This window comes from Stenotrophomonas sp., from assembly GCF_035634915.1.
Lineage (GTDB): Bacteria > Pseudomonadota > Gammaproteobacteria > Xanthomonadales > Xanthomonadaceae > Stenotrophomonas.
On sequence record NZ_DASQCB010000014.1, the window covers coordinates 1 to 23,070 of the forward strand.

Consider the following 23,070-nt stretch of genomic DNA (forward strand, 5'->3'; position numbering starts at 1 on the left):
GGGATGGCGGGGCACTGTGGGTTTGCGGGGACGCCGTAAACCCGTCCATGGGGGCTTGGTCGCCGCATCCATGCGGCTCACACCCCGCAAACCCACAGTGCCCCGCCTTCGACAGGTTCACGCGGCTGTTGGCAACGGCGATGCGCTGCTTTTGGTAGGTGTCGACCTTGGTCGACACATCTGTCACATATCGATATTCAAATGGGGTCGGAGCCAGTAGATCCACGCCATGCGTGGATGAAATCTGTCAGGTATCGAATGAAATCATCCACGCATGGCGTGGCTCTACTGTGTCGACCAAGGTCGACACCTACCAGACAAGGTCGACACCTACCAGACAAGGTCGACACCCACCAGAACAGAATGCCGTTCCGGCAGATCGCGGAAAACTGTCGAAGGCGGGGTGGGTCCGGTTGAGGGGGCGTGAGCCGCATGGATGCGGCGACCGAGCCTACATGGACGTATTTACGGCGTCCCTCTCAACCGGAACCACCCCGCCAACCCTCAGCAAACCGGCTTTTGACGTTGACGTCAGCAGGTGCAGGGCTGCAAGCCCTGCCCGAAAGCCATCCCTCAGCTCTCGCAGCTGGCGAAGAGGTCGCGGTCGCGTTCGTACAGTGCCGTCTTCACCTGCATCAGCCCCAGCACCGACGGGAACAGGTTGTCATGGTCGGTGTACGCCGCCGAACGCTTGCGCAGGCACTGCAGGTCCAGCCCGCGGCTGCGGGCGAAGCCCGGCGAGAACCACATCGTCATCGGCACACTGGTCTGCTCGGCCGGGGCGATCGCGTACGGCACGCCATGCAGGAACAGGCCCTTCTCACCCAGCGATTCGCCGTGGTCGGACAGGTAGATCATCGCGGTGTCGTAATCCTGCAGACCCTGCAGCGTGCCGATCGTCCTGCTCAGGAAGTGGTCGGTGTACAGCACGGCGTTGTCGTAGCTGTTGGTGATCTCCTCGCGCGAGCAGCGGCCGATGTCACGCGTATCGCAGGTCGGCTTGAAGCGCGCGAAGGCGGCCGGGTAGCGCTCGAAGTAGGCCGGGCCATGGTTGCCCAGCTGGTGCAGCACCACCACCCGGTCGCCCGGCCTGGCACGTACCTGCGCAGCCAGGTCCTGCAGCAGGATCTCGTCCATGCAGCGGCCATCGGCACACAGGCCCGGGGTGGTCGCGTCGGACAGCGACTGGAAGTCCAGGCCCTCGCACACGCCCTTGCAGCCGGACTGGTTGTCACGCCACAGCGGCGTGACGCCGGCGCGGTTCAGTACGTGCAGCAGCGACTGGTGCGCGCGGATCTTCTTCTCGTCGTAGTCGTGACGGCCCCACGGCGAGTACATGCAGGGCAGCGAGACCTCGGTGCTGGTGCCGCACGAATGCATGTCGGGGAAATTGATCACCGGCGCCTGCGCCAGTTCCGGAGTGGTGTTGCGCCCGCCGTTGAGGCCCCAGTTCTGCGCACGCACGGTTTCGCCCATCACGATCACCAGCAGTCGTGGCTTGCTGGTCGGCGCGCGCGGGGTGGCCTTGGCATCGGTGCCGATCGGCAGCTTCGGCGCGCGCTGCACCGGGTTGTCGCTGCGCAGCGCACGCGGCATGCCCAGCAGCACGTTGGCCGGGGTGGCCAGGTAGCGCACTTCGCGTTGGTTGCGCATCAGCGCCGACACATCCTGGAACGAAATCAGTGCGCCACCCACCGCAGTGACCGCCGCTACCAGCAGAAAGCCCACGCGCCACAGCAGCGTGCGGCCCCAGCTGCGGCGGCGCAGTTCCACCCGCCACAGCAGCACCATCGGCAGCACCGCCAGCAGCAGCATCGGCCAGACCAGCGAGGCCGTCATCAGCTCGCGGCTTTCCTTCGGGTCGGTGGCCAGCACGTTGCGCAGCATGTCCGCATCCAGGTAGATGTGGAACTGGCTCATGTAGTGCGCCGCCAAGGCGGTCACCAGCAGCAGCACGCTGGTCACCACCTTGGCGTTCCAGCGCCATACCAGGATGCCCAGCAGCACGCCGTGCGCGCCGAGCAGCAGCAGGAACAGCGACAGCGCATAGCGCAGGCTGCCGGGGTGGCTGGCCATGGCGCTGTGCCAGAACAGGCCGTTGCCGGCCACGGCGAAGAACAGGCTGGTCAGCGCGATCAGCGCTTCGGTGGACAGCTGCGGACGCCAGCGGCGAAGGCTGGCCAGCGCCGGCAGGCGGAACGAACGTTGGACCGATGCACTCATGCGCCTGCCTCCTGGCGGCTCGGACGTTCCAGCGTGCTGCGCGACACCAGGCGTTGGGTCAACAGGAACAGGCCCAGCGACAGCAGCCAACATATCAGCGCCGTGGCAACGTCATGCGAAAGAAAATGGGCACCCCGCAGCTGCTGGCTGATGCCGAACACCAGCCCGCTGCCGAGGCCGATCCCCAGCCCGGCCCAACGCCACGCCGGGCGCCAGAGCAGGGCGAAGAAGTACAGGCAGACCCAGGCATAGCCGGCGCTGGCGTGGCCGGCCGGGAAGCAGGCCGGTGCACCCATGTCGTGCGGGCGGCTGTTGAACAGGCCGATGAAGGGCTGGTGGCCGCCGTAGCGCAGCAGGTCCCAGGGGCAGTCCATCGGCACGACGGCCTTGAGCAACGAGATCACCCCGGTCCCCAGCGCCATCGCAACCACCACGTACAGCAGTGCCCAGCGCAGGGTGCGGTCGCGGCAGCGGCGCCAATGGTGGAAGCACAGCAGCATCGCCACCAGTGCCGCTGCCGTGCTCAGCCACTTGCCGCCCTTGTGCACGACCGCGCGGGTCAGCCAGGCGTCCTGCAGCGCCCAGTGGCCACCTTCCCAACGGAACAGATGGTCGGCCAGCCACTGGTCACCACCGAAGCCCATCAACAGGACGAACAACGGCAGGCCGACGGCCAGTGGCAGCAGCAGATGCGTCAGAGCGAATCGCGATGCCAGCCACGAAGGGGTGAGGGCAAGGGCCGGGACAAGGGGACGAGCGGGCATGCGGGAAGGGGCCATGGCAGGAATCCGCGGCCATGCTCGTCACCTTCATGTCGGAGAAGGGTCGTACATCTGTTCGCGCCGGGTTAACGCAGCCCCGGCGCGAGCCAGCGTTCAGTCTTCTTCTTCCGATGCACCGGCACGTTCGGCATGGCAGCTGGCGTCCCAGGCGGTGCCAGGAAGCAGTTGCCAGCGGTTCCGGTTGGCGATGCCGATGTCGATGACCTGGGCCGGATCCACGCAGGGGCTCATGGCCTTGTCCAGCACCAGCACCCAACGCTTGTCCGGAGCCTCGCCCAGCCACGGGCCGGCATCGTGCCACTGCTCGGCCCAGGGGCGCTTGAAGCCGAACTCGCGCACCGGCCGGTCGGCCTGCAGCAGGTTCTGTTCGCGCCAGGCCACGAGGGCCAGTTCGGCATCCGGACCGATCCGCTTGCCGACCCGCTGCATCAGCGCCGATGCCGAGGCGTAGGGATCCAGCGTGGGCATCAGCACCAGGCCGTACAGCATCCACAGCATGCCGTGGGTGAGCAGCACCAGCAGCGCGGCACGACGTACACGCAGCCAGACCGCCAGGGTGGCTACGGCAATGGCGAAGACCAGCAGGCCATTGCCCAGCGTGGGCAGCAGCGAATCGGGCATCGCCCGCCGTGCCAGCTGCGCCTGTACCCAGTGGCTGTCGGTCATCATCATCACGCCCAGCGTGCCGGTAGCAAACATCAGTACCAGGCTGTAGCCGAACAGGTAACGCCGCACGCACAGCCGGCGCAGCAGGCAGGGCAACAGCGCCGCCGCAGCCAGCGCCATCGCCGGCAGCATCGGCAGCACGTAGACCTCGCGCTTGCCCGGGCTGGCACTGAAGAACACCAGCACCAGCAGGGCCCAGCCCAGCAGCAGCCATTGGCGGCGGTCGCCGCGGCGCAGACGGCGCCACCAGGGCCTGGCCAGCAGCGGCAGCAGCAGGCTGCCGGGCAGCCACAGGGTCAGGATCACCTGCAGGTAGTACCAGACCGGCTGCCGGTGGTGCCAGGCGTTGGCGTAACGGGTGCCGGTCTGCTTGAACAGCAGCTCGTGCGCATACGACTGCAGCGATGCGCTCGGTTCGTGCAGCAGGGCCCAGCCCAGCGGTGCCAGCCAGACGGCCACACCCAGCAGGAACGCCGGCAGCAGCCACAGCAGGGTGGCCGGGTGCGGACCGGGCGCGGCGTATCCGCGGCGGCGCTGGTACAGCCACCAGCCGAACCACGGCAGCACCATCAGCAGCGGCAGGAAGCCCACGCCCTTGGTCACCGTGCCCAGGCCTGCGGCGAAGCCGGCCAGCCACAGCGCCGGCAGGTTGCGGCGTTCGGCCAGATGGCGCAGCAGGCCCCACAGGGCTACCGTGGTCATCCCCACCAGCACCATGTCGATCTGCGCGCGCTTGGCCATCAGCCCGAACTGTAGTGTGCAGAACAGCGCCGCCATGGCGTACAGCGAATGCCGTGGCGACCACAGCCGGCGGGCGAGGTCGGAAACCAGCCACAGACTGAGCAGGGCTGCCAGCAGCGAGGGCAGCAGGAACGACCACTGCCAGCTGCCGACCAGCTGGTGGGCCACCGCCTGCAGCCACATGAACACCGGTGGCTTTTCAGCGTAAAGCTCGCTGCCACGGTGCGGCAGCAGCCATTGCCCGCTTTCAACCATGGTCCGCGCAGCCAGCACGAAACGCGGCTCGTCCGGCGGCTGCGGCTGGCGCAGGCCGATGCCGGCGCCCAGCGAGACGATCATCAGCACCCACAGCAGGGGCAGGAACCAGCGGCGGGGCAGGGCTACGGGCACAGCGGGCTCCGGGGACAAAACGGCCATTGTGGGGATCGAGGCGTGGGAAAGGCGTCGGAGCTGGGCGCAGGGCGACCGCATTCCGACATGGGCAGCGCTACCATGGTACGGACTTCCGTGGACATTCCGTGCATGCGCCTGTTGGTGATCGAGGACAACCGCCAGTTGGTGGCCAACCTGTTCGACTATTTCGAGTCGCGCGGGCACGTGCTGGACGTGGCCCCCGACGGTATCACCGGCCTGCACCTGGCCGGCAGCCAGCCCTACGACGCGGTCATCCTGGACTGGATGCTGCCGCGCATGGAAGGGCCGGAAGTGCTGCGCCGCCTGCGCGCGGACCAGGGTTCGGAGGTGCCGGTGATCATGCTGACCGCCCGCGATGAGCTGCCGGACAAGATTGCCGGGTTCCGCGCCGGCGCCGATGACTACCTGACCAAGCCCTTCGCCCTGCCCGAACTGGAAGTGCGGCTGGAGGCCCTGCTGCTGCGCGCACAAGGGCGCAACCCGCGCAAGCGCTTGCAGGTGGCCGACCTGGTGCTGGACCTGGCCACCCTGGAAGCCCAGCGCGGCGGCCAGGCGCTGCACCTGTACCCGGCCTGCCGCAAGCTGCTGGAGGTGCTGATGCGGGCCAGCCCCGGCGCGGTGACCCGCCAGCAGCTGGAATTCGCCCTGTGGGGCGACGAGCCGCCCGATGGCGACCTGCTGCGTTCACACGTCTACGAGCTGCGCCGCAGCGTGGATGGCCCTTTCAACGACAAGCTGATCCATACCCTGCCGCGCGTGGGCTACCGGTTGGCGGTCAGCGGCAATGCAGGCAGTGGCACCGATGAAGAGGGCGCGTAAGCCGGGCCCGCTGTACCGGCGCGTGATCGGCTGGCTGCTGGGCTATCTGGCGCTGATCTCGCTGGCGGTGTTCAGCGTGGGCAACTACGTGCACGAGCACGCCGAGCATGCCGCCTGGCGCGCGCTGCTCAATTCCGAACTGGACAGCATCGTCGAGCACACAGAGCGCGAGCCGCAGTACCACTGGCAGGATTCGGACACCCTCAGCCTGTACCGTTTTGATGAAGCGGACATGCCTGCGACCCTGCGCGACCTGCATCCTGGCCTGCATGACGGGGTGATGGTGGGCGAGCGCGAGACCGCGGTGATGGTGCGTGACACCGGCGCGATGGGGCGGGTGGCGCTGGCACTGGACATCTCCGATTTCCACGACCTCGAACAGTTCGCCACGCGCTGGGTGATGCTGGCCGGCATCATCATGGTGTTCGTCACCGTGCTGATGGCCTCCTTCGGCATGGAACGGGTGGTGCGCCCGCTCAGCCTGCTCGCCCAGCGCATCGGCGCATTGCGGCCGGGCGATCAGGGCCAGCGCATCGACGTCGACCCGCGTGGCAGTTCGGAACTGCACACGATTGCCGATGCGCTCAACGACTACCTGGACCGCAACGAGCAGTTCGTCGAGCGCGAGCGGGTGTTCATCAGTACCGCCAGCCATGAACTGCGCACCCCGATCGCGGTGATCACCGGCGCGGCCGAGCTGGCCCTGGAACAGCCGGGCCTGCCAGAGCGTGCGCGCCAGCAGATGCAGCGCGTGCTGCGCACCGCACAGGGCGTGGAGCAGCTGATCGAGCTGCTGCTGGTGCTGGCCCGCGATCCGGCCCGGCTGGCCGCGCGCGCCGAGCGCATCGCACTGGACCAGCTGCTGCCGGAGATCGTCGATGACCATCGCCACCTGCTGGGTGACAAGGATCTGAGCATCGGCATCCAGGCCGCACCGGTGGACATCATCGCGCCGCTGGCGGTGGTACAGGCCGCGATCGGCAACCTGCTGCGCAATGCCATCGAGAACAGCGGGCGTGGCCACATCCAGCTGCAGCTGAGCCCGCAGGCGGTACTGACCCTGCAGGACCCGGGCCATGGCATGGCACCGGAGGAGATCGCCGCCATCCATGCACGCATGGCCAGGGGGGAGCGCGCCGACCGCGGTGGCATCGGCCTGGACCTGATTGCCCGCCTGTGCGAGCACCTGGGCTGGACCCTGCAGCTGCAGCCTGTGCAGCCGCGCGGCACGTTGGTCACGCTCGACTTCGGCGCGTCGCGTCCCGGCTGACCGTAGATGCCAACCTTGGTTGGCATGCCTTCGCCCCGGTAGATGCCAACCTTGGTTGGCAGGCATTACGTCGACCAAGGTCGACGCCTACCGGAGCGGGCGCTCCACGTGCTGGTCGATCAGGATCACGTTGCCATCGGGGTCGGCCAGCTGCAAGTAGCCGGTACCTTCGCCGTCAGGATCGGTGCGCGCCGACAGCTCGATGCCCTGGGCGTCAAGGGCGGCCTGCAGCTCCCGCACATCCTCGAACTCGCCAAGCTCCTGCCGGTACTGGTCCCAGCCCGGGTTGAAAGTCAGCAGATTCCCTTCAAACATGCCCTGGAACAGGCCGATCACGATGCCATCGTTGCGCAGCACCAGCCAGTTGCGGGAAGCATCACCGCCGGTAGCCACGAAGCCGAGTGCCTCGTAGAACGCGCGCGAAGCGGCCAGATCCTTCACTGACAGGCTGACCGAAAAGGCACCCAGTTGCATGACCCGCTCCGATGGCGATGCGCCGTTGAGGATGTTCCGATTCTGCTCAGGAGACCCGAGCGCGGCAAGCGGCGCAGCATGACCCGGCGTGAAGGCGATGTTAATCTCGGGCAACGCCGCATCCTGCGGCGTTTTTTTTCCGCCCTTTCGATCGACAGAGGATCCCATGCCGACCGAACCCGCTACCGCCCTGATCAGCAACGACATTGTTGGCCTGGGCCTGATTGCTGCCACGCTCGCCCTGATCTTCTGGGCCGCCAGCGGCCCGACCCCGCTGCTGAAGAAGATCTTCGCCTGGGTGCCGGCCCTGCTGCTGTGCTATTTCATTCCCGCCATCTACAACACGGCCGGCATCATCGATGGCCACAACACCGCGCTGTACAACCCGGTGGCCCGCGATGTGCTGCTGCCGGCCGCACTGGTCCTGCTGACCCTGTCGATCGATCTCAAGGGCATCGCCAAGCTTGGCCCGAAGCTGCTGATCGTGTTCTGTGCCGGTACCGCCGGCATCATGCTCGGCGCCATCGTCTCCTTCCAGGTCATGAAGCTGATCCACCCGGAAACGGTGGCCGGCGATACCTGGGCAGGCATGGCCGCGCTGGCGGGCAGCTGGATCGGCGGCGGCGCCAACATGGTGGCCATGCGTGAAGTGTTCGGCACCGATGCCACCACCTTCGGCCAGTTCGCGGTGGTCGACGTCGCCTGCGCCAGCCTGTGGATGGCCATCCTGCTGTTCCTGGCCAACCGCGCGCAGCAGATCGATACCCGCAACGGTGCCGATACCCGCGCAATCGACGAGATGAAGGCGCGCATCAGTGCCTACGATGCGCAGAATGCGCGCATTCCGAGCATGACCGACCTGATGGTCATCGTCGGCGTGGCGCTGGGCGGCGTGGGCCTGGCGCACGCCATCGCCGCGCCGCTGGCCGGCTGGTTCAAGGCCAATGTCAGCTGGGCCAGCCAGTTCAGCCTGGACAGCCAGTTCGTATGGGTCATCCTGTTGTCCACCGCGATGGGCCTGGGCCTGAGCTTCACCCGCGCACGTCGGCTGGAAGCGGCCGGTGCGTCGCGGTTGGGGACGGTCTTCCTGTACTTCCTCATTGCCTGCATCGGCATGCAGATGAACCTGCTGTCGCTTCTGGATCGCCCGTGGTTGTTCCTGCTGGGAGCGATCTGGATGTCGGTCCATGTGCTGGTGCTGTGGATCGTGGCCAAGCTGCTGCGCGCGCCGCTGTTCTTCTTTGCCATCGGCTCGCAGGGCAACATCGGTGCGGCGGCGTCGGCCCCGGTGGTGGCGGCGGCGTTCCATCCTTCGCTGGCACCGGTGGGCGTGCTGCTGGGCACGGTGGGCTATGCCACCGGTACCGGCCTGGCGTATGTCACCGGCCTGATCCTGAAGTGGATGGCCACCGGCTGACGGGGCCAGCCGGGCGGCGCCCGGCACCCGCTGAAGCTTGCAAGCCAAAGCAATGGCAAAGGCAGGCTTCCTGTGGGTTGGCGGGGTACTGTGGGTTTGCGGGGACGGCGCAAGTACGTCCATGTAGCCTTGGTCGCCGCATCCATGCGGCTCACACCCCGCAAACCCACAGTACCCCGCCTTCGACAGTTGGCCGGTGGCCAGTAGATCCACCCCATGCGTGGATGAAATCTGTCAGATGTCGATAAACAAAATGGGGTCAGATCCGTCTTCCTTCGGAAAACGGATCTGACCCCGCATGTGTCTCGCCGTCACCGGCAATCCGACACCGCCCGCCAAACAAACAGAAACCCAGAGCCGACGCTCTTGCAGTTGCAGTTGCAGTTGCAGTTGCTCCGGCCTCTGCGGGCGCCGGGCTGCAAGCCCGGCACCCACCTTGGAACCTCAGCAGCAGCGACCGCCGTTGCGACCGCCGTACCGCGCTTCCTGGCGTTCGCGGAAGAACGTCTTGTAGTCCATCGGTTGCTGGTCCGGATGCTTTTCCAGCATGTGCCGGACGTAGTTGTCGTAATCCGGAATCCCACAGCACAGCCGTGCGGTCTGCACCAGACGCCGCCAGATGCGGCGGTGCGTCTGGTACTGGCCGACGGGAACCAGTTGAGTGCTCATTACAGATCCACCATTTCGTGCGGCTTCAGCGCCACGTACGGGGTCTCGCGGTCAGTCCGCTGCGGGTTGCGGCGCGCCGCCAGGATGGTCTTGATCGAATACACCAGCACCGCAGCAACCACCAGCAGGAACAGCGCGGTCAGGCCGGTGTTGACGTAGGCGTTGACCACGATCTGCTGCATCTGCGCCACCGACTTGGCCGGCGCGGTGATCGTGTCGCTGGCGATGGCCGCCTGGAACTTGTGTGCCTGCGCCAGGAAGCCCTGCGCCGGGTTGCTGTCGAAGATCTTGATGAAGCCGGCGTAGGTAGTGCAGATCAGCAGCCACACCGCTGGCAGCGCGGTCACCCATGCATAGCGGTCACGCTTCATCTTGAACAGCACCACCGTACCCAGCATCAGCGCGATACCGGCCAGCATCTGGTTGGAGATGCCGAACAGCGGCCACAGCGTCTGGATGCCACCGAACGGATCGACCACGCCGGTGTACAGCAGGTAGCCCCACAGTGCCACGCAGCCGGCGGTGCCGATGATGTTGGCCGTCCACGACTCGGTCTTCTTCAGTGCCGGAATGAAGTTGCCCAGCAGGTCCTGCAGCATGAAGCGGCCGGCACGCGTACCGGCATCCACTGCGGTGAGGATGAACAATGCTTCGAACAGGATGGCGAAGTGGTACCAGAAGGCCATCATCGCGTCGCTGCTGCTCGGGATCGCCTCGTGCAGGATCTGCGCGATACCTACCGCCAGCGTCGGTGCGCCACCGGCACGGTGCAGAATGGTCGGTTCACCGATGGCCGCCGCCGTGGCGGTCAGCTGTTCCGGGCTGATGGTGAAGCCCCAGGTGTTGGTGATGAAGTGCGCCGCCGACGCCGCATCGGCACCGATCACCGCGGCCGGGCTGTTCATCGCGAAGTAGATGCCCGGATCGATGATCGAGGCCGCCACCAGCGCCATCACCGCCACGAACGATTCCATCAGCATGCCGCCGTAGCCGATGTAGCGCATGTGCGCTTCATTGGCCAGCAGCTTGGGCGTGGTGCCCGAGGAAATCAGTGCGTGGAAGCCGGACACCGCGCCGCAGGCGATGGTGATGAACAGGAACGGGAACATGCCGCCCTTCCACACCGGGCCGTCGCCACTGGCGGCGAACTGGGTCAGTGCCGGCATCTTCAGTTCCGGCATGACCACCAGGATGCCAATGGCCAGGGCGATGATCGTGCCGATCTTCAGGAAGGTGGACAGGTAATCGCGCGGGGCCAGCAGCAGCCACACAGGCAGCACCGAGGCGACGAAGCCGTAGCCGATCAGCATCCAGGTGATCTGGGTGCCGGTGAAGGTGAAGGCCGGGCCCCAGGTCGGGTCGGCTGCCACCTTGCCGCCGAACCAGATCGCAGCCAGCAGCAGGATCAGGCCGACCACCGAGATTTCGCCGATCTTGCCGGGGCGGATGTAGCGCATGTAGACGCCCATCAGGATCGCGATGGGCATCGTCGCGATCACCGTGAACATGCCCCACGGACTCTCGGCCAGTGCCTTCACCACCACCATCGCCAGCACCGCCAGGATGATGATCATGATCAGGAAGGCACCGAACAGGGCAATGGTGCCGGGTACCTGGCCCATTTCCTCACGCACCAGGTCACCCAGTGAACGGCCGTTGCGGCGGCTGGACAGGAACAGGACCACGAAGTCCTGCACTGCGCCAGCCAGCACCACGCCCACCACCAGCCACAGCAGGCCGGGCAGGTAGCCCATCTGCGCGGCCAGCACCGGGCCGACCAGCGGGCCGGCGCCGGCGATGGCGGCGAAGTGGTGGCCGAACAGCACGTGCTTGTTGGTCGGGACGTAGTCCAGGCCATCGTTGTTGATCACCGCCGGGGTCGCCCGGGTCGGGTCGAGCTGCATCACCTTGTTGGCGATGAACAGGCTGTAGAAGCGGTACGCCACCAGGTACAGCGAAACCGCTGCGACTACGATCCACAAGGCGTTGATGTGTTCACCGCGGCGCAGGGCCACGGTGCCCAGACAGAACGCGCCCAGCAGGGCGAGGGCCGCCCAGCCTATTTTGGAAAACCCTTTCATGAGGTGCTCTCTCCCGGAAAGATGTTCAAAGGGTCCCGCGTGACCTGTGCACGGTCAATCGGTACGGAACCTTTCTGCGGTAGTACTTTGGTCGAACACAACGCAGGCGCCGCCGCGCGGCGGACATGACGCGCAGCGAACACCAGTGATGGAACAATCGGTTGCGGCGCCGGCCATTGGCGTTGCGGCGTGCGGCGTCCATCTTCACGGGCATCCATCCAACAGGAGTCGCCATGAGCCTTCCCGAACCGGTCCGCGTGCAGCGCACCATCCGTGGCATGCCCACCTCCGACGGTGCCGGCGTGCGCCTGACCCGTGTCATCGGCGGCCCGACGCTGCCGGATCTTGACCCGTTCCTGCTGCTGGACGAGTTCGGTACCGACCGTGCCGAGGACTATATCGCCGGCTTCCCGGAACACCCGCACCGTGGCTTCGAGACCGTCACCTACATGCTCGACGGGCGCATGCGCCACCGCGACAACCACGGCAACGAAGGCCTGCTGACCCCGGGCAGCGTGCAGTGGATGACCGCTGGCCGCGGCCTGGTCCACTCGGAAATGCCCGAGCAGGAAAGCGGGCGCATGCGCGGCTTCCAGCTGTGGGTGAACCTGCCGGCGCGCGAGAAGATGACCGACCCGAAGTACCAGGAATTCGCGCCCGAGCGCATTCCGGTGGTGCAGCCGGCGGCGGGCGTGCAGGTGAAGGTGATCGCCGGAACCGTCGACGGCACGGTCGGCCCGATCACCCAGCCGGCCACCGATCCGCTGTATCTGGACATCGAACTGGCCGCCGACTGCGCCTGGACCTATACGCTGTCGGAAGGGCACAACGCCTTCGCCTACGTCTTCGAAGGCGCGGTGACGGTGGGTGAGCAGGACGCAGCGCGCGACGTGGCGCGCCAGGAACTGGCGGTGCTGGGTGGTGGCGAGCAGCTGCACCTCTCGGCCGGGCGCGAAGGCGCGCGCCTGATCCTGGTGGCAGGCCGTCCGCTGCGCGAACCGGTCATGCGCCATGGTCCGTTCGTGATGAACACCCGGCAGGAATTGATGCAGGCCTTCGTCGATTTCCAGGAAGGCCGGTTCTGAGGCGCTACCGTTCGATGTTGACGTGCGGGGATGCTGCAAGGCAGTCATCCCCGTGTTCACTCAGCGTCCGTCGGCCACGGCCGACGGGGTCAGGTTCATGCCCTGCGCCAACTGCTGCAGGCTGCCCAGTTCCTGGGTGCTGCCCGGGTACAGCGCGATCTGCGCGTAACGGCCCTTGTCGAGCTTGACCACGGTGATGCGCCGTTCGGCGTAGCCCGGGGGCTGCTGACCGCCCAGGTCGGGCTGGTACCAGTACATCGACTCACCGCCGAAGCTGCCTTTTTCCTGGCGCAGCGAACGGGTCAACGGAATGCCCGGGTCGCGCTGGCTGAGCATCAGGCTCAGCACCTCGCGGCCATCTTCGGTCGCGGCGCGGCACACCACGAAACCGGACTGTGGCTGCTCCTGCCACTGCAGGCCACTGCTGGCCGGCAACGACGGGCACTGGACCGGGGCCTGCGCGGCGGCCTGGGCGGCGACCAACAGCAGGCTCGACAACACAACAGGCGCGAACTTCATGCATCCCCCAAGGTGGCGTGTCGTAAGACTCCGCCGGGGCTGCCGGCGGCCGTGGCATCCCATCCCCGGATGCCGGGCCGTCCGCAGGTGTACGGACGGTCAAGCCGACCTTAACGGAACGTGAGCAATCGCACAAATTGCGGTTTCAACCGTAACCATTGCGGCCCGTGCTCGGCCGCAATGGCCGGGGCAGTGCTCAGTGGTCGTTGCCGACCCACTTGTAGATCATCCCGCCGATCATGCCGCCCAGCAGCGGTGCGACCCAGAACAGCCACAACTGGCTGGTCGCGCCGCTGCCGGCGAAGAAGGCCACGGCGGTGGAGCGGGCAGGGTTCACCGAGGTATTGGTGACCGGGATGCTGATCAGGTGGACCAGGGTCAGGGCCAGGCCGATGGCCAGCGGGGCGAAGCCGGCTGGGGCCTTGCCGTGGGTGGCGCCCATGATGACCACCAGGAACACCGCCGTCAGCACGACTTCGCACAGGAAGGCGGCGGCCACACTGTAGCCACCCGGCGAGAGCACGCCATAGCCGTTGCTGGCGAATGCACCCGCCTGGCTGCCGTCGATGGCGAAGCCGGGCGCGCCGGAGGCGATCTGCAGCAGGATGAAGCCGGCCAGCAGGCCGCCCGCGCACTGGGCAATGATGTAGGGCACCAGATCGCGTGCCGGGAAACGGCCACCGGCCCACAGGCCGACACTGACGGCCGGGTTGAAGTGCGCGCCGGAGACATGGCCGAACGCGTACGCGCCGGTGACCACGGTCAAGCCGAAGGCCAGCGCAACGCCAAGAAAACCGATGCCCAGCGGGTTGCCATCACCGCCGAATTTCGCAGCCAGCACCGCGCTGCCACAACCACCCAGTACCAGCCAGCACGTGCCGAGGAACTCGGCGGCCAATCGCTTGCCCATGCCCATGACGTGCACTCCAGTGAGGCGCGCGGATGCGTGCGGTCGCATTGGAGTGCACGGCAGGTGATGGCCGCGTATACGATGCGTGGAGTCGAGCCTGCTCGACTGCCGTTGACCTCAATACTGCGGCAGCGGAATGAATTCCTTGTCGTCGCCGGGAATGGTGCCGAAACGACCGGCTTCCCAATCGTGCTTGGCCTGCTCGATGCGTTCCTTCGAACTGGACACGAAGTTCCACCACAGGTGGCGCGGGCCATCCAGCGGCTCGCCGCCGAACAGCATCGCCTTCACCGGCGTCTTCGCGCGCAGGCGGCCAATGGCGCCGGCCTCGGGGATGACCAGGTGCTGGGCCGGGATGTCCACGCCATCCAGCTGCGCCTGGCCTTCAAGGATGTACAACGCGCGTTCGCGATGGCCGTTGTCGATGTCGATCTCCGCGTCCGGGTCGAGGTCGATGGCCACGTTGAGCGTGTCGGCGAACACCTTCACCGGCGACTCCTCGCCATAGGCACGGCCGGCGATCACGCGCAGCCACGCACCATTGCGGCGCTGCTCGGGCAGGGTGGCGGCGGCATGGTGGTAGAACGCCGGCTCGATTTCCTCGTGCGATTTCGGCAGCGCGACCCAGGTCTGCATGCCGTGGATCGGGTTGTCGTGGTCACGGTCCGGCGGCGGCGTGCGTTCGGAATGGGCGATGCCGCGGCCGGCGGTCATCCAGTTCACGTCGCCGGGGCGGATCACCTGGTCCGAGCCCAGCGTATCGCGGTGGCCGATGGCGCCGGACCACAGGTAAGTGACGGTGGCCAGGCCGATATGCGGGTGCGGGCGCACGTCGATGGCGGTGCCGGGGTGCATGATCGCCGGCCCCATCTGGTCGACGAACACGAACGAGCCGATGCTGCGGGCCTGCAGGGTGGGCACGGCGCGGCGCACTTGCAGGCCGCCGATGTCGTGGACGCGCGGGGCGATGATGGTGGTCATGCGGGCGTTCTCGCTGGCAGGGATCAAGGGCGCCAGCATGGCATGCGGTCGTGGCGGGCACATGCCCCATGCGGGTAACAGGTTGTTCCAGCCAACGGCGCAGCCCCTCGTGGCTGTGTTGCTGGATGGGGGCATGTGATTGGGCCGGGCGGGTGGGTTGCGCAGGACACGCCGTAAACCCGTCCGTGGGGGCTCGATGGCGCCATCCATGGCGCCAACGGTCCTGCGCAACCCACCCGCCCGGCCCCCGACAGTTTCCGGGCGCGTCAGCCACGGAAAAGAAAAAAGAAAATCAAGATCAAACGCCGGTCGCTTCGCTCGTATCCACGCATGGCGTGGATCTACTGCGGCAGCCAAGGTCGACACCTGCCGGAATCGGAATTCACCCACCGTCACCGGGAAGCTGTCAGGGGCGGGGCGGTGTCGGGTTGCGGGGTGTCCGCGGCATGGATGCCGCGGCCAAGCCCCCAGGGACGGGTTTACGGCGTCCCCGCAACCCGACACCGCCCCGCCCAACAAACAGAAAAGCCAGAGCCGGCTGTTGCTCCGGCTCTGGCTTTGGATTTGGATTTGGATTTGGATCCAGCGGGTGCCGGGCCGCAGGCCCGGCCGACATACTCACACCACCGGTTCGCGCAGGACCGGGTTGTCCCAGCCCGGGCGCGGGGCGAAACGGTCGCCGTGGCGCTGCTGCAGCGCCTTCAGGCGCTCCACGATCGCATCGGCCCCCACCGCGCGGATGTGCTGGATCGGACCACCGCGGAACGGCGCGAAACCGGTACCGAAGATCACACCCGCATCCAGCAGGTCCGCATCGGCCACCACGCCTTCGTGCAGGCAGGCCACCGCCTCGTTCAGCAGCGGCAGGATCAGCCGGTCTTCCAGGTCCGCCGGGGCCTGGTAGTCGCGCGCCACGTCCGGCTTCTTCGCCCGGCCGTTTTCCCAGGTGTAGATGCCCTGGCCGTCCTTCTTGCCGCGCTTGGCCGGGTCGACCGACTGCAGCGCCGCCGGAATCTGCAGGCCCAGGAACGGTGCCAGCTCGCGGCCCACGCCGGCGGCCACGTCCAGGCCCACCGTGTCGATCAGCTCGATCGGGCCCATCGGCATGCCGAACTTCACCGCCGCCTTGTCGATCACCGGGCCCGGAATGCCTTCGGCATAGGCGGTGGCCGCTTCCAGCATGTACGGGAACAGCACGCGGTTGACCAGGAAGCCCGGACTGCCGGCCACCGGCACCGGGAACTTGCCCAGCGCCTTGCAGAAGGCGGCCAGCCGGCGCTCGGTCTCCGGCGCCATGCCATCGTGGTGGATGATTTCCACCAACGGCATCTGCGCCACCGGGTTGAAGTAGTGCAGGCCGGCGAACTGGGCCGGGCGCTGGATGTGGTCGCGCAGTTCCACCAGCGGAATCGACGAGGTGTTGGTGGTCAGCAGCGCATCGAGCTTCATCTTCGGTTCCAGCGTCTGGTACAGCGCACGCTTGGCTTCCGGGTTCTCGATGATCGCCTCGATGACCAGGTCGGCCTCGGCCACGCCGTTGCCTTCCAGGTCGGCACGCAGGCGCGCGGCCACCGCCGGGCGCTTGCTCTCGTCGCGCACCTTCTTGGCGAACAGCGCCTGCGCGCGTTCCATGGCCGGGTCGATGAAGCGCTGCTCACGGTCCTGCAGCGTCACCTCGAAGCCCTTGTAGGCCGCCCAGGCGGCAATGTCGCCACCCATCACGCCGGCGCCGACCACGTGCACGTGGCGGATGCCGGCATCACCGCTGCCCAGGCCCTTCAGGCGCTCGGTCAGGAAGAAGATGCGGATCAGGTTGCGCGCGGTCGGTGTGCTGGCCAGCTTCACCACGGCGCGGCGCTCGGCGTCCAGGCGCGCCTGTACCGGCTTGCCGGCGGTGCGCTGCCAGGTGCTGATCAGCGCGTACGGCGCCGGGTACTGGTCCTTCTTGGCCTTGCGTGCGACCTGCTTGACCATCTGCGGAGCCAGCAGCTTGCGTGCCAGCCAGGTGTTGGTGGCCCAGGCGGTGGCGCGCTGCTTGAACGGGCGGGTGGTGCCGGACAGGGCCAGCGCCACGGCGGTATCGAGCACCACCGCCGGTGCCACGACCTTGTCGACCAGGCCGATGCCGCGGGCGGCCGAGGCCGACAGGGTGCGCCCGGTCAGCATCATGTCCATCGCCGCCGGTGCACCCACCAGCTGCGGCAGGCGCGCGCTGCCGCCCCAGCCCGGGAAGATGCCCAGTTGGGTCTCCGGCAGGCCGATGCGGGTGCTGCTGTCATTGGAGGCCACGCGGTAGCGGCAGGCCAGGGCCAGCTCGGTGCCGCCGCCCAGGCAGTGGCCGTGGATGGCCGCCACGGTGGGGCAGGGCAGCTCGGCCAGCTTCTGGTAGGTGGACTGGCCGCGGCGGATCGCGTCGTTCACGGTGCCGCGGCGGTCGAACTCCTGGAACTCCTTCAGGTCCGCCCCGGCGATGAAGCCGGCCTTCTTCAGCGACTGGATGACCACGCCCTTGGGCGGGTCCAGAGCGATGCGCTCGAGCAGGTCGCCCAGCTCCAGCAGCACGTCCTGCGACATGGCGTTGACACTGCTGTCCTGACGATCCAGTGACAGCACGACCACGCCGTCATCGCGGATCTCGGGGTGCCAGTGGCTGAAGCGGAGACCATCGAAGCCTGAGAGCATGGACGTTCCATCCGGTTGTGTATGGAGAAGCGGCTATGATCCAGAGGTTGTTTCCCCCGCGTCAAATCCCTATAGCTGGGGAGTGGCGACCCCGGATCCATGGCCAGTGACCGGGACGCTAGCGGAACGGTGGTTAAAAGCTGGTGCGGCGCCAGGTGATCGGCGACTGAACTTTTCCCGGGATTGGCAGTCTCATTGCCCGACGTCGGTTGGGCTGACAGGAGTGCGGCCCCTCATGGCCGATGTTGAAACACCACAGGAGCTGGATCTGGAACTGGTCCGGCGCGTGCAGCGCGGCGAGAGCGCGGCCTTCGATGTCCTGGTACGCAAGTACCAGCACCGGGTCGTGGGTCTGGTCGGTCGCTACATCGCCGACTGGAGCGAATGTCAGGACGTCGCACAGGACACGTTCATCCGCGCCTACCGCGCGATTGGAAGTTTCCGGGGCGATGCCCAGTTTTCCACCTGGTTGCATCGGATCGCCGTGAACACTGCCAAAAACTACCTGGCTTCACACAACCGACGCCCGCCGACCGATGACATCGACATCGGTGACGCCGAGCAGTTCGATACCGGGACCCGCCTGCGCGACACCGACACGCCCGAACGCGAGTTGATGCGCCAGGAACTGGAACAGACGGTGATGAAGGCCGTCAACGCGCTGCCGGAAGAACTCCGGTCAGCGATCACCCTGCGCGAGGTGGAAGGCCTGAGTTACGAGGAAATCGCGCAGAAGATGGGGTGCCCGATCGGCACCGTGCGGTCCCGGATCTTCCGGGCGCGCGAGGCGATCGACACTGAACTCCGGCCGCTGCTGGACATCGGCAGCGCCACCCGCGAGAAGAGCCGCGTATGACCCACAGTCCGTTGAACGAATCGCAGAACCACCAATCTCCCGCCGGGCAGCGCCTGGACCAGCGCCACCGCGAACAGCTGTCGGCCCTGGTCGATGGCGAGCTGGGTGCCGATGAGGCGCGCTTCCTGCTGCGCCGCATGGAGCACGATCCGGAGCTGTCCGGCTGCCAGGAGCGCTGGCAGCTGCTCGGCGATGTGATGCGTGGCCAGGCCTCGTTGCTGGCGCCGACTGGCTTCAGTGCCGCCGTGGCGGCCGCCATCGCCGCCGAACCGGCGCCGCAGGCCGAACCGCGCCGGCAGATACGCCGCAGCGGTTGGCGTGCCTGGGGCGGTGGTGCCGCGCTGGCCGCTTCGGTCGCTGCCGTGGCGCTGTTCATGGGCGGCGAAAAGCTGAAGGAGGCCAGCCCCGCCGAGGCGCCGCCGCAGGTGGTGGCCAGCCAGGCCGAACTGGCGCCTGCCCCTGCGCAGAGCCCGGTCACCGAGGCTTCGGTCGACACGGCAGCGATGGCGGTGGCAGCGGCCCCGGCCGTGGCGATGGCGGCCAGCCGCCGCCAGGATGCCCGTCGCGCCAGCGCCACCCGCAGCCAGCAGGCCGCCCGCGTGGCCCAGCGTGACGATGCGCCGCAGCGTGCCGTGGCCACGGCGCAGCCGTCGCTGACCCCGAGCATGCCGGCCGGTACCGCCCGCAACCTGCCCTTTGGTGATGTCGGCGCCCTGCAGGCACGGCCGTGGCCGAAATCCAGCCTGGCCCCGGCCGCCGGCGGCGCCCTCAACGCCAGCTTCCCGGCCGCCTCCGGCGGTGCGACGTTCTACCCGTTCGAGCCGCGCCTGCAGGAAGAACTGCCAGCGCCGCCGCGCCCGCGCGACTGACGCGTGCGGGCCCTTGCCCCGCCACTGGCGGGGCCCTCCTTCCCCTCTCCATCCGATCCGGAGGTTGCCGTCCGATGACTCACCGACTCCGCACGCAGGCCATGGGCCTGCTCGCCCTGACCCTGCCGCTGGTGGCCTGTGCCCAGCCCGCCGCACCGGCTGCCGCACCGCAGGCGGCCACCCCCGCCGCGGCCGCGCCGCATGCGCCGGCGCAGCCGCTGGTCAGCGGCCTGCCTGATTTCACCAACCTGGTCGAACAGGTCGGCCCCGGCGTGGTCAACGTCGATGTCACCATCGTCCGCAACAACCGCCAGGCCGCGCGCGGCCCGATGGGCGACGACGACATGCCCGAGTTCTTCCGCCGCTTCTTCGGCCCTGATTTCCCGATGCCGGGGCAGGGCCAGGGCGGCCAGGACGGCGGCCCCAGCATCAAGGGCCGTGGCATGGGCTCGGGCTTCATCATCTCGCCCGATGGCTACGTGCTGACCAACTACCACGTGGTGGCCGACGCCAGCGAGGTGAAGGTCAAGCTGGGCGACAGCCGCGAGTTCACCGCCAAGGTGGTCGGCAGCGACCAGCAGTACGACGTGGCCCTGCTGAAGATCGACGGCAGGAACCTGCCGACCGTGCGCGTGGGCGATTCCAACACCCTCAAGCCGGGCCAGTGGGTTGTCGCAATCGGCTCGCCGTTCGGCCTCGATCATTCGGTCACCGCCGGCGTGGTCAGCGCATTGGGGCGCAGCACCGGTGGCCCGGACCAGCGTTACGTGCCCTTCATCCAGACCGACGTGGCGATCAACCAGGGCAACTCCGGTGGCCCGCTGCTGAACACCCGCGGTGAAGTGGTTGGCATCAACTCGCAGATCTACTCCGCTTCCGGCGGCTACATGGGCATCAGCTTCTCGATCCCGATCGATCTGGCGATGAGTGCGGTGGAGCAGATCAAGAAGACCGGCAAGGTCACCCGTGGCCAGCTGGGCGCGGTGGTCGAGCCGATCGATTCGCTGAAGGCGCAGGGGCTGGGCCTGCCGGACAGCCGTGGCGCGCTGGTCAACCAGATCGTCCCCGGCAGCGCCGCCGCCAAGGCGGGTGTGCAGCTGGGCGACGTGATCCGCTCGGTCAACGGCAGCACGGTCAACAGCTGGTCCGACCTGCCGCCACTGATCGGTGCGATGGCCCCGGGCAGCAAGGTCAGCCTGGTCGTGTACCGCGATGGCAAGCCGCGTGAACTCAGCGCCACCCTGACGGCACTGACCGAAGATGGCCAGGACAGCGCCCGCGGCCCGTCCGCGGCCAATGCCGACGCCGCGCCGCAGTCCGGTGCCAATGCCCTGCTGGGCCTGGACGTGACCGAGCTGACCGCGCCGCAGCGCAAGCAGCTGGGCCTGGAATCGGGCGAAGGCGTGCGCATCACCGGGGTCAAGGGCGAGGGTGCCCGTGACGCCGGCCTGGCCCCGGGCATGGTCGTCCTGCGCGTCGGCAACACCCCGGTCGGCAGTGTCGGTGCGCTCGACCGCGCGCTGTCCGGCTACAGGAAGGGCGATGTGGTCCTGCTGCTGGTCCGTGCCAGCAGCGGCAACAGCGCCTTCGTGGCGGTCAAGGCAGGCCAGTAAGACCTTCACGGCCGCCCCCGGGCGGCCCTTTCACTCCCTCCGAAGCCCCGCCCCGGTGGGGCTTCGGCCGTTCCGGGCCCGGCCCGATCAGGCCGCTTTCGCGGCCGGGCCCCGGGCATGCGATAATCGACCGTTACCCTGACGACGCCGCGCGCCGCCGCCACCTATGTCTTCTGATTCGATGCGGAACATCCGCAACTTCTCCATCATTGCCCACGTCGACCACGGCAAGTCCACGCTGGCCGACCGCATCATCCAGCTTTGCGGCGGCCTGCAGGCCCGCGAGATGGAAGCGCAGGTGCTCGATTCCAACCCGATCGAGCGCGAGCGTGGCATCACCATCAAGGCCCAGTCGGTCTCGCTGCCGTACCTGGCCAAGGATGGGCAGACCTACCACCTGAACTTCATCGACACCCCCGGCCACGTCGACTTCTCCTATGAAGTCAGCCGTTCGCTGGCCGCCTGCGAAGGCGCGCTGCTGGTGGTCGATGCCGCCCAGGGCGTGGAAGCGCAGTCGGTGGCCAACTGCTATACCGCCGTCGAGCAGGGCCTGGAAGTGGTGCCGGTGATCAACAAGATCGACCTGCCCACCGCCGACATCGAGCGCGCCAAGGCCGAGATCGAGGCCGTCATCGGCATCGACGCGGCCGACGCCGTGCCGGTCAGCGCCAAGACCGGCCTGAACGTGCAGGACGTGCTGGAAGCCATCGTGCACCGCATTCCGCCGCCGCAGCCGCGCGACACCGACAAGCTGCAGGCGCTGATCATCGATTCCTGGTTCGACAACTACCTGGGCGTGGTCTCGCTGGTGCGCGTCATGCAGGGCCAGATCAAGGCCGGCGACAAGCTGCAGGTCATGTCCACCGGCCGCACCCACCAGGTCGACAACGTCGGCGTGTTCACGCCCAAGCGCAAGGTGCTGCCGGCGCTGCGTGCCGGTGAAGTGGGCTGGGTCACCGCCAGCATCAAGGATGTCCACGGTGCGCCGGTCGGCGATACGCTCACCCTGGCCGCCGACCCGGCACCGAAACCGCTGCCGGGCTTCCAGGAAATGCAGCCGCGCGTGTTCGCCGGCCTGTTCCCGGTCGACGCCGAGGATTACCCGGACCTGCGCGAGGCGCTGGACAAGCTGCGCCTGAACGACGCCGCGCTGCGCTTCGAGCCGGAAAGCTCCGAGGCGATGGGCTTCGGCTTCCGCTGCGGCTTCCTTGGCATGCTGCACATGGAAATCGTGCAGGAGCGCCTGGAGCGCGAATACAACCTGGACCTGATCAGCACCGCACCGACGGTGGTGTATGAAGTCCTCAAGACCGACGGCACCATCATCAGCATGGACAACCCGGCCAAGCTGCCGCCGGTCAACCATGTCGACGAGATCCGCGAACCGATCATCCGCGCCAACGTGCTCACCCCCGAAGAGTACATCGGCAACATCATCAAGCTGTGCGAGGAAAAGCGCGGCAGCCAGATCGGCATCAACTACCTGGGCAGCCAGGTGCAGATCAGCTACGAGCTGCCGATGGCCGAAGTGGTGCTGGACTTCTTCGACAAGCTGAAGTCGGTCAGCCGTGGCTATGCCTCGCTGGACTACCACTTCGTGCGTTTCGACGCGGGCCCGTTCGTGCGCGTGGACGTGCTGATCAACGGTGACAAGGTTGATGCCCTGTCGCTGATCGTGCACCGCAGCCATGCCGACCGCCGCGGCCGCGAGCTGTGCGAGAAGATGAAGGACCTGATCCCGCGCCAGCAGTTCGACGTGGCCATCCAGGCCGCCGTCGGCTCGCAGATCATTGCCCGCACCACGGTCAAGGCCATGCGCAAGAACGTGCTGGCCAAGTGCTATGGTGGCGACGTTTCGCGCAAGAAGAAGCTTCTGGAAAAGCAGAAGGAAGGCAAGAAGCGCATGAAGCAGGTCGGCCGCGTGGAAATTCCGCAGGAAGCCTTCCTGGCCGTGCTGCAGATGGACAACAAGTAAGCCCGCAGCGGCCCTTCCGGGGCC

18 protein-coding genes are annotated in these 23,070 nt (G+C 67.4%); 8 read left to right on the plus strand and 10 right to left on the minus strand.

The genetic code is table 11. From position 1 onward, the window contains the following. Nucleotides 1-573: 573 nt before the first annotated feature. The 3 genes from VER16_RS11455 to VER16_RS11465 all read right to left on the minus strand — a co-directional run bounded on the left by VER16_RS11455 (nucleotide 574) and on the right by VER16_RS11465 (nucleotide 4,802). Nucleotides 574-2,223: a phosphoethanolamine--lipid A transferase gene (locus VER16_RS11455; protein ID WP_324808234.1), complete on the minus strand. Its 1,650-nt coding sequence runs from the start codon at nucleotides 2,221-2,223 to the stop codon at nucleotides 574-576. After that, nucleotides 2,220-2,987 carry a phosphatase PAP2 family protein gene (locus VER16_RS11460; protein WP_324808236.1) on the minus strand — a complete coding sequence of 256 codons (768 nt, stop codon included), beginning with the start codon at nucleotides 2,985-2,987 and terminating at the stop codon, nucleotides 2,220-2,222. The genes VER16_RS11455 and VER16_RS11460 overlap by 4 nt, the downstream gene beginning before the upstream one ends. 111 nt (nucleotides 2,988-3,098) lie before the next feature. After that, nucleotides 3,099-4,802, minus strand: a complete 1,704-nt coding sequence (locus VER16_RS11465) for an ArnT family glycosyltransferase (protein WP_324808238.1) — start codon at nucleotides 4,800-4,802, stop codon at nucleotides 3,099-3,101. 132 nt (nucleotides 4,803-4,934) lie between these two features. Here VER16_RS11465 and VER16_RS11470 point away from each other — a divergent pair, with 132 nt between their 5' ends. Next, on the plus strand, nucleotides 4,935-5,645 hold the full coding sequence (locus VER16_RS11470; protein WP_324808240.1) for a response regulator transcription factor: 711 nt from the start codon (nucleotides 4,935-4,937) through the stop codon (nucleotides 5,643-5,645). Then, complete coding sequence (locus tag VER16_RS11475; RefSeq protein ID WP_324808241.1) at nucleotides 5,629-6,915, plus strand: HAMP domain-containing sensor histidine kinase; 1,287 nt, start codon at nucleotides 5,629-5,631, stop codon at nucleotides 6,913-6,915. The genes VER16_RS11470 and VER16_RS11475 overlap by 17 nt, the downstream gene beginning before the upstream one ends. Nucleotides 6,916-7,002: 87 nt before the next feature. Here the strand turns inward: VER16_RS11475 and VER16_RS11480 are convergent, their stop codons facing one another. Beyond that, entirely contained in the window at nucleotides 7,003-7,389 is a 387-nt protein-coding gene (locus tag VER16_RS11480; protein WP_324808408.1) for a VOC family protein, read from the minus strand. Between the two features lie 166 nt (nucleotides 7,390-7,555). Here VER16_RS11480 and VER16_RS11485 point away from each other — a divergent pair, with 166 nt between their 5' ends. Beyond that, nucleotides 7,556-8,806 carry a DUF819 domain-containing protein gene (locus VER16_RS11485; protein ID WP_324808243.1) on the plus strand — a complete coding sequence of 417 codons (1,251 nt, stop codon included), beginning with the start codon at nucleotides 7,556-7,558 and terminating at the stop codon, nucleotides 8,804-8,806. 444 nt (nucleotides 8,807-9,250) lie between these two features. Here VER16_RS11485 and VER16_RS11490 read toward each other — a convergent pair whose 3' ends face one another. After that, on the minus strand, nucleotides 9,251-9,475 hold the full coding sequence (locus VER16_RS11490; RefSeq protein WP_324808245.1) for a YbdD/YjiX family protein: 225 nt from the start codon (nucleotides 9,473-9,475) through the stop codon (nucleotides 9,251-9,253). Further along, nucleotides 9,475-11,556 (minus strand): carbon starvation CstA family protein, encoded by a 2,082-nt coding sequence (locus VER16_RS11495; RefSeq protein ID WP_324808247.1) that lies wholly within the window; start codon nucleotides 11,554-11,556, stop codon nucleotides 9,475-9,477. Before VER16_RS11495 ends, VER16_RS11490 begins: the two co-directional genes overlap by 1 nt. A gap of 233 nt (nucleotides 11,557-11,789) precedes the next feature. Between VER16_RS11495 and VER16_RS11500 the strand changes: the two genes are divergently transcribed. Next, complete coding sequence (locus VER16_RS11500) at nucleotides 11,790-12,641, plus strand: pirin family protein (protein ID WP_324808249.1); 852 nt, start codon at nucleotides 11,790-11,792, stop codon at nucleotides 12,639-12,641. Between the two features lie 60 nt (nucleotides 12,642-12,701). Here the strand turns inward: VER16_RS11500 and VER16_RS11505 are convergent, their stop codons facing one another. The 4 genes from VER16_RS11505 to VER16_RS11520 form a co-directional block, all read right to left on the minus strand. Beyond that, on the minus strand, nucleotides 12,702-13,160 hold the full coding sequence (locus VER16_RS11505) for a hypothetical protein (protein WP_324808251.1): 459 nt from the start codon (nucleotides 13,158-13,160) through the stop codon (nucleotides 12,702-12,704). 196 nt (nucleotides 13,161-13,356) lie between these two features. Beyond that, the gene (gene aqpZ, locus VER16_RS11510) at nucleotides 13,357-14,076 is read right to left on the minus strand and encodes an aquaporin Z (RefSeq protein ID WP_324808254.1); all 720 of its coding nucleotides are present in this window, start codon (nucleotides 14,074-14,076) and stop codon (nucleotides 13,357-13,359) included. Nucleotides 14,077-14,187: 111 nt separating this feature from the next. Beyond that, nucleotides 14,188-15,051 (minus strand): pirin family protein, encoded by an 864-nt coding sequence (locus tag VER16_RS11515; protein WP_324808410.1) that lies wholly within the window; start codon nucleotides 15,049-15,051, stop codon nucleotides 14,188-14,190. A 618-nt stretch (nucleotides 15,052-15,669) separates the two neighbouring features. Then, nucleotides 15,670-17,733, minus strand: a complete 2,064-nt coding sequence (locus VER16_RS11520; RefSeq protein ID WP_324808255.1) for a 3-hydroxyacyl-CoA dehydrogenase NAD-binding domain-containing protein — start codon at nucleotides 17,731-17,733, stop codon at nucleotides 15,670-15,672. A gap of 235 nt (nucleotides 17,734-17,968) precedes the next feature. On the opposite strand from VER16_RS11520, the gene rpoE reads away from it, so the two are divergent. The 4 genes from rpoE to lepA all read left to right on the plus strand — a co-directional run bounded on the left by rpoE (nucleotide 17,969) and on the right by lepA (nucleotide 23,046). Beyond that, complete coding sequence (gene rpoE, locus VER16_RS11525; protein WP_079222753.1) at nucleotides 17,969-18,589, plus strand: RNA polymerase sigma factor RpoE; 621 nt, start codon at nucleotides 17,969-17,971, stop codon at nucleotides 18,587-18,589. Continuing rightward, nucleotides 18,586-19,458, plus strand: coding sequence for a sigma-E factor negative regulatory protein (locus VER16_RS11530; RefSeq protein ID WP_324808257.1), 873 nt, complete (start codon nucleotides 18,586-18,588; stop codon nucleotides 19,456-19,458). The genes rpoE and VER16_RS11530 overlap by 4 nt, the downstream gene beginning before the upstream one ends. A gap of 74 nt (nucleotides 19,459-19,532) precedes the next feature. Continuing rightward, on the plus strand, nucleotides 19,533-21,071 hold the full coding sequence (locus tag VER16_RS11535; RefSeq protein ID WP_324808259.1) for a DegQ family serine endoprotease: 1,539 nt from the start codon (nucleotides 19,533-19,535) through the stop codon (nucleotides 21,069-21,071). Between the two features lie 181 nt (nucleotides 21,072-21,252). Continuing rightward, nucleotides 21,253-23,046, plus strand: a complete 1,794-nt coding sequence (gene lepA / locus VER16_RS11540; RefSeq protein WP_324808412.1) for a translation elongation factor 4 — start codon at nucleotides 21,253-21,255, stop codon at nucleotides 23,044-23,046. Nucleotides 23,047-23,070: the final 24 nt, after the last annotated feature.